The organism is Rickettsiales endosymbiont of Peranema trichophorum (genome assembly GCF_004210275.1).
Taxonomy (GTDB): Bacteria; Pseudomonadota; Alphaproteobacteria; order Rickettsiales; family Midichloriaceae; genus RICK02.
Window position 1 is genome coordinate 1 of record NZ_SCFA01000077.1, and the last position, 14,120, is coordinate 14,120.

General features: G+C 40.9%; 8 protein-coding genes. 4 read left to right on the forward strand and 4 right to left on the reverse strand.

Annotation, left to right across the window (positions count from 1 at the left end; translation table 11 throughout):
• Nucleotides 1-162 precede the first annotated feature (162 nt).
• Both EDM53_RS03970 and EDM53_RS03975 read right to left on the reverse strand, forming a co-directional pair.
• Complete coding sequence (locus EDM53_RS03970) at nucleotides 163-2,328, reverse strand: hypothetical protein (protein ID WP_130122376.1); 2,166 nt, start codon at nucleotides 2,326-2,328, stop codon at nucleotides 163-165.
• Nucleotides 2,329-2,343: 15 nt separating this feature from the next.
• The gene (locus EDM53_RS03975) at nucleotides 2,344-4,611 is read right to left on the reverse strand and encodes a VirB4 family type IV secretion/conjugal transfer ATPase (protein WP_130122377.1); all 2,268 of its coding nucleotides are present in this window, start codon (nucleotides 4,609-4,611) and stop codon (nucleotides 2,344-2,346) included.
• Nucleotides 4,612-4,878: 267 nt separating this feature from the next.
• On the opposite strand from EDM53_RS03975, the gene dnaK reads away from it, so the two are divergent.
• The gene (gene dnaK / locus EDM53_RS03980; RefSeq protein ID WP_130122378.1) at nucleotides 4,879-6,798 is read left to right on the forward strand and encodes a molecular chaperone DnaK; all 1,920 of its coding nucleotides are present in this window, start codon (nucleotides 4,879-4,881) and stop codon (nucleotides 6,796-6,798) included.
• Nucleotides 6,799-6,948: 150 nt separating this feature from the next.
• Here the strand turns inward: dnaK and EDM53_RS03985 are convergent, their stop codons facing one another.
• Complete coding sequence (locus EDM53_RS03985) at nucleotides 6,949-8,187, reverse strand: DNA recombination protein RmuC (protein WP_130122379.1); 1,239 nt, start codon at nucleotides 8,185-8,187, stop codon at nucleotides 6,949-6,951.
• 99 nt (nucleotides 8,188-8,286) lie between these two features.
• Here EDM53_RS03985 and lnt point away from each other — a divergent pair, with 99 nt between their 5' ends.
• The 3 genes from lnt to EDM53_RS04000 all read left to right on the forward strand — a co-directional run bounded on the left by lnt (nucleotide 8,287) and on the right by EDM53_RS04000 (nucleotide 13,527).
• The gene (lnt, locus tag EDM53_RS03990; RefSeq protein ID WP_130122380.1) at nucleotides 8,287-9,843 is read left to right on the forward strand and encodes an apolipoprotein N-acyltransferase; all 1,557 of its coding nucleotides are present in this window, start codon (nucleotides 8,287-8,289) and stop codon (nucleotides 9,841-9,843) included.
• 138 nt (nucleotides 9,844-9,981) lie between these two features.
• Nucleotides 9,982-11,313: a proton-conducting transporter transmembrane domain-containing protein gene (locus tag EDM53_RS03995; protein WP_130122381.1), complete on the forward strand. Its 1,332-nt coding sequence runs from the start codon at nucleotides 9,982-9,984 to the stop codon at nucleotides 11,311-11,313.
• Between the two features lie 12 nt (nucleotides 11,314-11,325).
• Nucleotides 11,326-13,527 (forward strand): DUF2309 domain-containing protein, encoded by a 2,202-nt coding sequence (locus EDM53_RS04000; protein ID WP_130122382.1) that lies wholly within the window; start codon nucleotides 11,326-11,328, stop codon nucleotides 13,525-13,527.
• A 16-nt stretch (nucleotides 13,528-13,543) separates the two neighbouring features.
• Here EDM53_RS04000 and EDM53_RS06435 read toward each other — a convergent pair.
• A partial coding sequence (locus tag EDM53_RS06435; protein ID WP_410528559.1) for a GNAT family N-acetyltransferase occupies nucleotides 13,544-14,120 on the reverse strand: 577 nt, incomplete at its 5' end.

Sequence of the window (14,120 nt, forward strand, 5' to 3'; positions counted from 1 at the left end):
ATACCAAATCTCATTTTTAAATGATTCAAAACGGATTTTGTGAAACTCGGCTCTGCGCACGTATTTCAATACGCTTACGCAGCCTCATCCTCAAATCCATTTGCCTGATTTAATCTGAAATTTGGTATGATACAGTACACAAGATAATAAGGTATTACCACATCAAGAGCCATTTGGAGCTTTGACACAAGGTGAGCCAATAATGGCTCTAATCACTTTGTGGTTTGTTGAATCCCGCCGAGCGCTCCTCTCTGGTAGTGGTAGTGTCTTCACATAAAATGTGATGTAATTCGTATCCTGTAACATGCTGGTGTCAATATTAGTATTAGCATTGTCCGCCTCATTTTGAAGCTTATTGACCATATCTTCCGCCTCTTTTAATGCTTCTTGCTCCCCCAACGATACTGGTGTACTAGGATTTTTTAACATAGCCTTAACCGATACCTTCTGAGTGAAGCCCATAGCACAGCGTGTAGCCTTGGTACGGCCTTTGCCCCATAGCGCATACCCATTCCTGCTACTAGGCGTTGTACTGTCCGTCACCTTCGGTAAACCTATTGCTAAAGTATCACAGACAGCAGGATCAGCTTCGTTAATAATTTGTTTCCATTTCGCAATGTTTTCTTTTGCTTGATTTGATAAGTTAGAGTCCATGTCCTCCGGAAATGAGGCTCCAGAGACTAAACAAATCATATCCAGGTTGTTTAGTCCAGTATAAATACCTGGACAATAGGCTGATACCGCTTTTGTATCGCTTTGTTTTGGTATCGGCGCAGTAGAGTACGTAGGGCAAGATGTGTCCGGGGGAATAGCACATTGTGTCTTGTCTTGTATGAAGTCTGGGCAGCATAATGTTGAATCTCTAGGCCCTTGTGGAACCATGCCTTGTCTACTGTTGTGGGAATCATTCTTACTGCCCTCTAAAAATCTTACACACTTTCCTGCTCCTGAGATTGAATCACTACTTTCACTGTAGTCTACTTTGTAGTACCAAATCCTTTCAAAAATCTTGTTCTCCGTATACTTTGGAATAAATGTCATTAGCGGTACTTTGTAGAAAGATTTGAGATCGTGAGCCAATCCATCCAATCTTTGTCCATCAGTATAAACAGTATCTTTGTAGTACTCTTTGATGGTATTTGAATCAGTGGGTGATGTTGGCAATGTATTGTATTGAACGTCTTCCACTTCGCCTACTAACTCTTGTGTACCGTTGTGAACTCGATACCTTTTTCCGTCATCTCCTATCTTGATCGGCACGCCTTCTTTGCCATCTGATATCGTTCTAAGCAACCCGTCAGAGTTGGTACGTACGAACATTACACGCATTGTAGGCCTATCATCTGGCTCCTGCGTACCGTCTGGATTGTTGATGATATTTTCTACATTTTCTGCTATAATTTTAATGCGAGAAGACTCTGGAACTAACCTTGGAACGCATCCCAACTTTTTAACGCACATCACAGGTTCACTTGTTGTTGCCGCGCTCGCCTGACATGCGCAGACCTCCCAAGGCCTGGTATCATCTATGGTTGCGCAATATATCTGATCGCTGATAGATTGTATACTTTGAAATGATTGACATAAAGATTCGTTTGGAGTTGTTTGATCAAAACTATACTTCAGGGTTAAATTTTGAAAAGTCTTGCTTGAATCGCCCCCTCCAGCTTTAATAGTGATCATAGGCTCTTCAAATGAGCTGGCGGGCGGAATCTGATCGTCAACGGTCACAGAGACCAACGCAGGCATAACCTTGCTGAAATTTGGACCAGGAGGAATCGGCTCATTCACGTACAATGTCACGTGTGTGCCGGTCTCCCTACAACTTCCGGTAAATACATTAATAGTATAAGCGTGTACTGCTGGAATATTATCAGAATAGGTCTCACCAGACGGGAGCTTATCACCTTTTTTATAACGAATCATACACCATTTCCTACTGCCGAGATTAAACGTTTGTCCGGACTCTAGTTCTGTACTCCCATATTCAAACGAATGAATATCTCCCCAACTAGTTGCACATGGAGCGTCATGTTTGAAAATATTCCTAAACCAGCAGTATTTTCTTGATAATTTATACTTTGGATCTGAGTCAGAACCAGTTATCGTCAACTCCATACTCTCTCCAAAGCTTGGAAATTTTGGTTTACAAAAACGTCTAACAAAACCTTTCTTACCATCTGCTCCATCATCATCGCACGCGTTTGTTGTATAGGGTAATAAACACATCAGAAATGTAAAGATCATGCTCAAATACACAGCTGGTGGAGTCCTTTCCATTATATTATTATGGATCAAAGATGACGATGGTATAAAGTATAACGACATATCTCGACACTCATTTCACGATATTAGGGTACTTAGTTCTTCTTGAAATTCCGATAGGTTCAACACTCCGATTATTGAGTCCCCGAGCTGTTTGACCAAAAACATCCTATGGTATTGATCATAGCTCTTGATTTTTATTAGCTCCCATTCGGATAGTTGAAATGTATCTGCTAAAGTCCTATTGGCAAACTTATCAGACATAAATATCTTGGTAGCAAAAGCCTCCAAGGATTGTGTCAGCGTACTACAATCGTACGAGCTAGGATCCAAGGCCACAAACGCAATTGCATTTAAAGACGTCAATGTACGTAGCCATACATCATAAATTTGAGCGAATACTTCGTTTTTTAACAGTAGGTCAAATTTATCGATTACCACTATCGTTGGTTGACCTTGTAGCAAGGACTCCAGTTTTAGGGCTATTAATAATCCAAGCATTTCAAATACTGCAGGCGCGGATGATAACTCTGATAAATCTATAGATATCATGTCTTCCTTAAAACAATCCAAGTAGTCTTCATCAAAAAATTTTGAATATACTTCAGCACTCAATAGTCCATTTAAACAACGTTTCATGAGAGGATCTGAAGATTCTTGTATCATTTTTTGTATCACAAGATACTTTTCATCTTTTGTTTGTGGCCCTTCGGAACCAAAAGCAGCTGTTACAATGCTACTAATAAAAGTTTGCTGATCTGCTGTCGGGGATATATCAGGAAGCAACATTTTTGTCAGCAGTTTTTCCATGGCTTTAATATCGTTGTTGACTAGCCCCATATCCCAAGGACAAATTTTGACTGCACCAAATTCACTGAGTTTTAAGTTGATGTAGGTACCACCTATGGCCTTTGTAAAGTTTGCCGATCTTCCCTCAAGATTGATATATATCACTTTGGGAGCAAGTTTCATCGTTTGGGTTATAAAAAATCTCATCAAAACAGTTTTACCAGCTCCTTTTGGCCCTACAACCAGGGTATTACCACTTTCCCCTCTATGAAAGTTAAAGTAATAAGGGTTACCATCAAAGTTTCTAAAAAGCAGGACGTATGGTCCCCATTTGCTGCCGTTGTATACTCCTCTGTTTTGATGATGTATAGAACTGAGAGGGCAGGTAAGTTCGCATACGGTGTACTGTGGTCTACAAATAAACTTGAAATTACCAGGCAACTGTGCCCAAAAGCACCTTGCCATGTTAAAGTCCTCTCGTACTATCAAAATACCAATTTCTTTGCAGACTTTGGTAATCATATTGATCTTTGCTTGAAAAAAATCGATATGATCGCTGCATATGGCTATAGTGATTTGATGTGCACAATAGCTGGCATCTTGACCCAGTTTAGCTATAGTCCCCAAATCGTTATTAGCAATAATCCCAGTTGATTTTGATGCTGCAAGAATATCACAGATTCTGTTGTACTCCTTACCTCCAATTGTAGGAGGCATTGGATATATCACCTCAGAGATGACGAATTTGGTTCCCAATTGTAGCAGTTTGTCATACACCTCGACCGGTAGATTTTGGGCTTGTTTGACAGTATACATAGCGACATATCTGGTAGACTCGTTACTTACTATCTCCATGGTGTTAAATTGATGGCGAATATCAATATTAGACAATGATTCAGATAAGTCTTTTATCGGTAGTGCGCTTGGACGATCAATAAACTGCACTAAATTGCGGTAAAACCAAAGTGGCTCGGACAACATGCCACGTTTTGAAGGAACAATCGTCAGTGCTTTAGCAGAAAATCTTTCTATCCTTTTTTCTATTTCTGCTGTTAATCTGCTAAGGTCAGCTGCTGTGCTTTCCAAGTGCTTGAAGTATTTATGCTTGATTGCACTAAAAACAAAGCTGACTGGATTAAACAGTGGTATATTGACAGCATGACCTACAATTGTAATAAATAATGTATTCACAAATTGCTGGTCCCAGTTGTTTTTCTTAGACCACTTTTTATCCAACATATCAGCAAATCCAAAAGGCAGGGAAGCATGCTGGCGAATGTCCCTTCTATCCCTCAAGACATGAACGTACACAGCGTATCCACTATTGACAATTACATCTTTGACAACTTCACGTACTAGTTCCCTAAGATTGACCTTGCGGAACTTGTCATCATGCGGTTCAAATCCTGGTACTCTAATGATTTGCAGCAGTTGCCCATTTTTTGTCAGAAGTGTATTTGCGTCATAATGGCAAGCGATCGGTATGCAGTCTGCAATCGTCTCCCTGACAAAAAAATTGTTATCTTCAATATATTTGATACCACTTAGTAGTGACACGGTTTACTTTGATGCCCCCTTATTTCCTTCAGGTTAAAGCCACTCAGTGAAGTAGGTCAACTAATATTTTACTGTTGCAGTTTTTATATGCTAAATCTAAACTTATGGTGTCTTTCGTGGAACGCTTATTTTGCCTGATTTTGTAGAATCTATTTTAACAAACAAATACATAAAATTTTTTGCTAAGCTACATATTGTAATTCATGATCTTAACACCTATATGACCTATAGGTTATTATCGTAAATTTATTAAATAGGTGAATTAATATGAGCAAAGTCATTGGAATAGATTTGGGTACTACAAACTCATGCGTTGCAATTATGGAAGGTAAAAACCCTAGGGTCCTTGAAAACTCTGAGGGAAGCAGAACTACTCCTTCTGTAGTTGCATTTACAGACAAAGAGCGCCTAGTAGGACAACCTGCAAAACGTCAAACCGTTACTAACCCTGCTAACACAGTTTTTGCAGTGAAAAGGCTTATAGGACGCACATTTGAAGATCCAAAAACACAAGAGTTAGCTTCAAAAGTCCCGTACAAAATAGCAAAGGCACAGAACGGAGACGCTTGGGTGGAATCCAAAGGAGAAAAATATGCTCCTAGTCAGATCAGTGCTTTTGTTCTTCAAAAAATGAAGGAAACCGCAGAAAATTTTCTCGGTGAAGCGGTAACGAAAGCAGTGATTACAGTTCCAGCATATTTTAACGATGCTCAGAGACAAGCGACAAAAGATGCAGGTAAAATAGCGGGCCTTGAAGTTTTAAGAATAATAAATGAGCCAACTGCAGCAGCTTTGGCGTATGGCCTTGATAAATCTGGATCCAAGACCATAGTCGTATACGACTTGGGAGGTGGCACATTTGACGTTTCGATACTTGAAATAGGCGAAGGTATCTTTGAAGTGAAGTCCACAAACGGTAATACCTTCCTTGGAGGTGAAGACTTTGATATTAGAATATTGTCATATCTATGTGACGAATTTAAAAAAGAAAACGGCATAGATTTGGCAAAAGATCCAATCGCACTGCAGCGTCTTAAAGAAGCAGCTGAAAAAGCAAAGATGGAGCTTTCCAATACGCTGGAGACTGATATTAATTTGCCATACATTACAGCAGATGCATCTGGTCCAAAGCATCTCCACTTAAAAATGACAAGAGCCAAGTTTGAAAGCCTTGTAGAAGATCTGATCAAGCAAACTATAGAACCATGCAAAGCTGCTTTAAAAGATGCTGGTATGAACGTCAGCAACATAGATGAAGTGGTTCTTGTAGGAGGTATGACAAGGGTACCTAAGGTTATTCAAACTGTAAAAGAATTTTTTGGTAAGGAGCCACACAAAGGGGTCAACCCAGATGAGGTTGTCGCAATAGGAGCGGCTATACAAGGTGGTGTGCTGACCGGAGACGTCAAGGATATAGTATTGCTAGATGTCAGCCCATTATCCATAGGACTGGAAACTCTAGGCGGAGTCTTTACACCACTGATAGAGAGGAACACAACGATTCCAACTAAGAAAAGTCAGGTGTTTTCTACGGCAGATGATAATCAGACCGCAGTCACCATTAGAGTATTTCAAGGGGAACGTAAGATAGCCGCGCATAACAAGTTCTTAGGGCAGTTTAATCTTGAGGGCATTCCTCCAGCTCCTAGAGGGTTACCACAAATCGAAGTAACGTTTGACATCGATGCCAATGGTATACTACACGTATCGGCGCTTGACAAGGCAACCAACAAGCAGCAGAAGATTACGATTCAGGCTTCAGGTGGTTTGTCGGAAGCGGAGATTGAGCAGATGGTCAAGGATGCAGAGACTCATGCCGGTGAAGATGCTAAACGCAAGGAGTTTGTGGAGACCAAAAACCATGGAGACAGCTTAGCATATTCCATAGAGAAAAGTTTAAAAGAGCTGGGGGATAAAGTGCCTCAAGCAGATAGAGCGGAAGTTGAATTAGCTATCACAAATCTTAAAAAAGCTCTGGAGACTGAGGATACTGATGACATTAAAGCAAAGACTGAGGCCTTAAGTCAAGTTAGCATGAAGCTGGGGCAAGCTGCATATCAGCAGCAGGGTCCAGAAACCTCTGGAGAGCGTTATGACGCCGGTGCTACACAGGGCAGTGAGAGTGCTACAACAGATAAGGTAGTAGATGCTGAGTTTGAGGAGATCAAGGATGATGAAGCTAAGTGATACCAAGTTTCAGATTAAATCAGGCAAATGGATTTGAGGATGAGGCTGCGTAAGCGTATTGAAATACGTGCGCAGAGCCGAGTTTCACAAAATCCGTTTGGCCCATTTAAAAATGAGAATTGGTATCATGCCGATTTTTGGAAATTCGTATCACTCCTGATGGGTGAGCATCCCAATGTTACCTGCATCGTCCAATTTCTTTTGAATAAGACGGGTTTTGGCCTCTGCGTTGTCTATTTCTTTACCAGCTTGCTCTATTTTTACCTTCATGCGACCTAAAGCATCTGCAAACTTGGCAAATTCGTACTTGATAGCTTCCAAGATGTGGCATATCTCCTGCGAGTGCCGTTGTATCGCAAGTGTTCTAAAACCCATCTGTAAGCTGTTTAATATTGCTAAAAAGGTAGTAGGGCATGTGATAACTATTCTGTACTCCCTTTGCAGAAATTCTATCAGTCCGTTGATTTTGAGTACTTCAGCATATAATGACTCTATTGGAAGAAACATGATTGCAAAATCCGTAGTAATAGGAGGATGAACATACTTCTCCGATATCGTTCTGGCACATAACTTGATTTTGCTTTCAAAGGCTTTTCTTTGTGCATCTATTTCACTCGTCACACCCCTCTCTTGGACCTCTAATAGCCTTTGAAAGTCCTCTAATGGAAATTTGGCATCTATAGGCAGCCATATGTTGCTATTAATGTCACTGCCTGGGAGTTTTATAGCATACTCAACTCTGTCATTGCTTGAAGGCCTTATCTGTACGTTTTTGGAATACTGAGTAGGTGTTAAAATCTGTGCGATAAGTGTCTCAAGCTGTACTTCTCCCCATGTGCCGCGTACTTTGATGTTGGAAAATATCTTTTTGAGGTCTCCAACCCCGTGAGCTAGAGTTTGCATCTCTCCCAAGCTTTTGTACACCGCTTCCAATCTGTCGCTCACTATTTGAAATGATGCATCAAGCTTCTTCTCAAGCGTTTCATGAAGCTTTTCTTCTACGGTTGACCTTATTTTGTCTAACTGAGACGTGGTGTTATTTTGTAGTCTCTGAAGGTTGTTATCCAAAGTCTGTCGTAGCGTCTCAAACTTCATCTCGTTAAGCCTCGTTAACTCTGATATTTGATTGCCAAAGATGGTTAACTGATCCCTCTGCATGCTTGAGATATTTTGCAATTGCCCCGACATTGAGGAGCTTAATGACATACATTCTCCTCTTATCATTTCTTGCAGTTGTGTAAAATTCTGATACAATCCCTCCTTTAGATTGGCATGATCTGCTGAAAGTTGATAGAGCTGGATTTTATGATGTTTATACCTTTGTAAAATGACCACAAACAATAGAAATACTAAAAGAACTGCTGCAGCAATGAGCATGATAGGGAACATGTCGGTTTTTACATATGGAAATTAGAAATACGGTACTAAATCCTACCAGAATTCTGCCGTGATGTGTATTACTTATTTTAACGAAATTGATTAAAAACGATGCAATCCACTGAGCCTTACATTGTAAAATCTAATAATAGATTTATACACTTTGCTGTTGCCTTTTGTGCTGGCGCTTTGTTAACGATCGCATTTAGTCCCTTTGATTTTATACTTGCGCTCCCCTTTGCGTTCATCATTTTGTTGGTTTTGCTTGATAACGTCCAAAGAAGCAAATTTTGGACAGGTTTTTGCTTTGGTTATGGACACTTTCTAACAAGTTTATATTGGATAACGTACTCGATTTTGGATCATTTTAGAGAATTTCTATGGGTGATTCCTTTTGTTTTGGTACTGCTTCCTTTTTGTATGTCTCTGTTCATAGGGATAGTCGCAGTCCTGGCAGACCGTTTCAAACAACACAGAGTACTATATGTCATTTCATTCGCGACGATTTGGGTGATTGGCGAGATAATCAGGAGTTATCTGGTGCTTCCATTTCCATGGAACTTGCTTGGTTATACAGCATCCAGCTCAATATACCTAGCACAGATAGCAAGCATAGTAGGTGTCCACTTTCTCAGTTGGATAATGTGTATATTTGCAACATCCATTTATTCTAAAAACAAGACATTTATTTCATGTACGTTGGTTGCGCTTATTTCTATCTATTGTTACGGTTATTGGCGTGTCAACAATCAGAATGTCCTTAAGGTATTGCCCTACAAAATATACGCGGTACAGCCAAACTTTAAAGGTACGTCAGATGTTGCTCAGAAATACAACAATTTGAGACAATTATTAAATTTGTCTCAAACAGCCCTGACAAATGATCCTATAATGGGTGATTTTTCTAAAAAGAGTGCTGATATTATCGTATGGCCAGAAGCAGCTTTACCTTTTGGCGTATACGACAATTCAGATCTTTATTTGGCATTGGCTACAATACTGCCAAAAAATGGGTACCTCATTACAGGAGTGGACAGAATAGAAGCGACCAGCGACACTATGAAATTTTATAATTCCATTATCGTGCTAAACAACATTGGGGACATAAAAGGAGTATACGATAAGAGGATTCTGGTGCCATTTGGTGAATACATACCGTTCCGTCACGTGTTACCAAATTTGATACAAAAAGTCGTACCTGGTTTGGCTGATTTTTCACACGGCAACAAAACTGAAACACTCACCATAGGAGATACCATAGGGGATGCTTCACTGAAGGTGCTCCCTTTAGTTTGTTATGAATCCATCTTTCCGTACTTGATATCGTCGTATGATTTGAAAGATGTGGCGCTGCTATTAAATTTAACCAATAATAACTGGTTTGGTGAAAGCATGGGGCCACATCATCACTTTATGATGACAAGAATGCGGGCCATAGAGTTTGGCATTAGCACTCTAATCGTCTCAAATACCGGTCCTTCAGCAATGATTGATCCAATGGGCCGTTTGGTACAAACTACAGAAATAAACTCCCAAGCCACCTTTTTGTCTCAAATACCTACACCGTCTTTAAGTTTCTATGCTCAATGCAAATACTGCCCACTTTACTTACTTGTGGTGATTGTATTTGGTATGTTAATGTCTAGGCAAATCATATTAAGAGCATGAAACATAGGGTTAGGAGCAAGTGTTAGCTTTGACATGCGAGTTGACATACGAACATTTGACATGGGAACACATACGATTCGTATTGGGTGAGTGTTCTGAAGGTGTTTGATAAGTGATTGGTAGTGGTAACGACTTTTCATGATAAGTAAATGTTTTGACATGCCAGATGGATTAGGGCTTCTCATGGTAGCCTTGGTCTTTTTTGTAGCCTTATGCGTTGGTAGCTTTGCTAGGCGCTATATGAAGGGGGACATTAAGTATCGTGCTTTCTTTATTCAGCTTATCATACTTACTGCATCGGTATCGCTGATGGTGACGACTGATGAGATCATGATGCTATTTATGACATGGTGTCTAAATAACGCGCTGCTAGTGTCCTTAATGATTCATAAGCCCCGGTGGAGGGCTGCTAAGGCTTCCGGCATACTTGCAGCTACAAATTACTTGGTCGGTGCTTCCTGTATGTTGTTTGGGTTAGTAATTCTGTATTTTGCTACAGGTCATACGAGCATCAAAGCTATAGTAGAACAACATCAGATCTCCAATTGGATACTATTAGCTTTGGTGTTGCTTCTTGTAGCTGCTATGGCCCAATCGGGAATATGGCCATTTCATCGTTGGCTAATTAGCTCGTTAAACTCTCCAACGCCGGTTTCGGCAATGATGCATGCAGGGCTTGTAAACGGCGGTGGCTTTCTTTTAGCCCGGTTCGCACATATGTATCTTCAGTATGGGCATCTCATGACATCAATTTTTGTGCTTGGTATGCTAACAGCAGTGCTAGGGACGATATGGAAGTTAATTCAAACAGATGTCAAGCGGATGCTCGCCTGTTCCACCATGAGCCAAATGGGGTTCATGTTTGCCCAGTGTGGAATGGGTTTGTTTTCAGCCGCAGTTGCACATTTGGCATTGCATGGTTTATTTAAAGCATACCTTTTTTTAAGCAGTGGTAGTGCATCCAAAGAACAAAGATTTGATATGTTCTGTGATTATAGCTTATCAGTTCTGTATCGCTCGATTCTTTGTGGCATTTTTGGTGCATGTGGATTTGCATTTGCAACTGGCCAAGAGTGTGTCCTAGATACCAGGCTCATACTGCTTTGGTTGTCTTTTTTAATCAGTATACAATTTGCAATAGCGATATTAAGCAGAAAAGATGAAAGTAATCTTTGTGTAGTGATTATCGCCACGGCTTCTGCTGGATTATTTTATGGTTATACAGTACACTTCATCGTTGATATGACAGAGTCCATAGGGCTAATGCAGCCACAAGCTTTAAGCATTTACCACATTCTTGGAGCGATCATTATGACTATAATGTGGTTAGTCGTTTTACTTCTAAAGAAAGCTGAAAGGCAAGACAATGATAGTTCATGGAGAGCAATGTGTTATGTGGTAGCTCTGAACGCAAGTCAACCTGCTTCAAAGACGGTAACAGCCTGCCGAAAACATTATGAATACTTGTAAAAGAATACAGTAGTGAAAAATATTCAAGAAGCAGTAAAGCAAAGTTTTAAGATTGTTCAACCGCTTTGGCCACTTCAAAAATTAATTGCAATCAATCCGTTGCATGGGATGGAGGATTTACCGATTGAAGAGGCTTTGCAAAATGCTGCAGTATATTTTGAGCAAAAAGCATTGCCTAAGGGTATTGAAGATGTGAATCGCGAAACTATCAAATGGCTTCAAGCATATTGCGATGCTGGACAAGCCACCATTCAAATGCCATTTAGAGCCAAGGGCTTGTACGAGGCCTGGAGACGACTGTGCATATATGACAAGAGCCTCTGCAAAAATGAGATGGATAAACAATGGCTTGAGCAGCTGCCGATTAACTCAGAAGATGCGATCAAAGAATGCATATCAAAGTTGGGAATTGCCAGTGAGGATTGTGAGGGATTTTTGAGGATAATGGTGGCCACATTACCGGGTTGGGCCTCGTACGTCAAATACCTCACAGAATGGTCTTGTCACAATCCTGACAATACACGCTCACCTTCGATCTCGCAGCTCGATTACATTGCGGTTCGTCTGAGCATAGCATGTGTGTTATACCCAGAAGCGGGTGCTATGCTAGGGTGGTATGAGGATGCCAAGAAATCATCCGATGACAGTATAATCAGACTACTAGCAATGGAGAAACTGGAGGTAAATTATAGGACCGCTTTGTTTAGAGAATTGAGCAAAGAGGCTGTGGAAGATCTTGATCTTGAACGTGTTGATGAGATACAGCTCGTGTTTTGTATGGATGTTCGTGCTGAACCATTTCGTAAGGCTTTGGAAGGCAGGGGCAATTACAACACTTTTAGTGTTGCTGGTTTTTTTGGTGTACCAGTACAGATCGCTAACAAGGTAACAGGGACCCAATACAACTCCTGCCCAGTCCTGCTACTCCCTTCACATGTTGTAGATGAATTGCCATGTAATGACAAGGATTACAATGAAGACCGTCAAAGCTATAAAATGGTGGTAACGTTCAAGCGATTATATCAGTCCTTGAAATATACCTCTACCACGCCTTTTGCTTTAGCCGAGGGTTTAGGTATGATGGCTGGTTTATTGATGGTACTGCGCTCTTTAACCCCTCTATTAGCTTCAAGACTCCAAGCTTTTTTAATGCGTTTTATACGCAGACCGATCAACACCAAGCTTGTGATGGACAGATTAAGCTTAGAGGACCGTGTTCTTTGCGCAGAAACGCTTTTGAAAATGATGGGGTTGACCAAAAATTTTGCAACGATCGTAGTGTTTTGTGGACATGGTAGCACAACGCAAAATAATCCATACGCTACAGGCCTAGACTGTGGTGCTTGCGGTGCTAAGCATGGAGGACCTAACGCACGTATCATAGTGGATATTTTAAATGACATAGAAGTACGAACTCAACTGTTCAAAAGTGGCATCAAAATACCTAAAGAGACGATTTTCGTTGCGGCGGAACACGATACCACTACAGATGCAGTGACTTTTTACGATGTCGAAAAATGTGAGGCGTTACACCCATTGAAGCTGGAGAAGTTGCGACGTGATTTGAAGCATGCAAGAGAAGTCAACAATCTCAGACGACTTCGTAGTATAGCAGGGGATATCACTCCAGACAAAGCGACATACTGTGCACTTAGACGCTCTCAAGATTGGTCGGAAGCTAGACCTGAGTGGGGCCTCGCTGGGAATAAAGCTTTAATAGTAGGCCCAAGACACATAACAAGAAACATAGATCTGAAGGGGGAATGCTTTCTTCACTCCTATTATTATCGCTGTGATTCCAAAGAAGGTGCGCTGTTGGGGACAATTCTAGGAGCTTCAATGGTTGTGGCTCATTGGATCAACTCACAATATCTGTTTGCAACTCTTGATAATGTGGCATATGGCAGCGGTAGCAAGATTACAAAGAATATTACAGGTAAGATGGGTGTCATTCAAGGTAATGCTAGCGATCTGATGACAGGGCTACCACTTCAGTCATTATATATAGACGATGTGAAGCCGTATCATAAGCCCCAGAGACTCACCACCATAGTGTATGCTCCACGGGAGCTAATAGATCTAGTGATTAGAGGCCAGCAAATACCGCAAAGACTCTTTTGCAATGGATGGGTTCATCTGGCATGTATTGAGCCTGGTACAGGCCTCATTTATATGCTAAAAAGAGATCTGACATGGGGACCTTCAGACATATAAAGGAAGAGGAGGTTGTTCACACTGTTTTACACAGTGCTGTATCAAATGTGAAGATTACTCTTCTGGGCTGATGCTTGTCGTATGCAATTTGTTGGGTTGAAACGTCAAAAAGCCCATTGGTAAATTGCTTGATTGTATTTGTCCAAAAAGCAATAGCGCTCTTGTGCTCCGGAATAGCTGCGACTTCCCATCTACCAGGGTTCATATCCCATATCCTATGTGCGACATGCTTTGCAATTCCCTGGCCTTGGAACTTTGCTATAATAAAAAATTCAGCTAGGTTCCAAGTGTTGTCTGGATTTTCTGTAGCTTTATTTAGCAACGCAAATCCTCCGAGCTCATCGTATACTTTAACCAAGTACACTTTACTTGATGGTTCTGTGAAGTAATGCTTGAGATCAAAGCTAAAATAGAGCCCATCCGCTGGTACTGCCCAATCTGCAGAGATGTGGCCACACTCTTTGGACAAGTCGTAAACGTAAAACCTTGCAATATTTTGAATGATTGGATAGTGCTCAAGGGTTGCAGGATTGAGAGAGACCACAGGTCGAAACTTTTTGATGAGGAAGCCGTTTGCTCTGAGGTCGTCACAT

Excerpts from the sequence above, each read along its gene's own strand:
- EDM53_RS03970 (WP_130122376.1), bottom strand. The coding sequence starts at position 2,328 with ATGTCGTTATACTTTATACCATCGTCATCTTTGATCCATAATAATATA.
- lnt (WP_130122380.1), top strand. The coding sequence starts at position 8,287 with ATGCAATCCACTGAGCCTTACATTGTAAAATCTAATAATAGATTTATA.
- dnaK (WP_130122378.1), top strand. The coding sequence starts at position 4,879 with ATGAGCAAAGTCATTGGAATAGATTTGGGTACTACAAACTCATGCGTT.
- EDM53_RS03995 (WP_130122381.1), top strand. The coding sequence starts at position 9,982 with ATGATAAGTAAATGTTTTGACATGCCAGATGGATTAGGGCTTCTCATG.
- EDM53_RS03985 (WP_130122379.1), bottom strand. The coding sequence starts at position 8,187 with ATGTTCCCTATCATGCTCATTGCTGCAGCAGTTCTTTTAGTATTTCTA.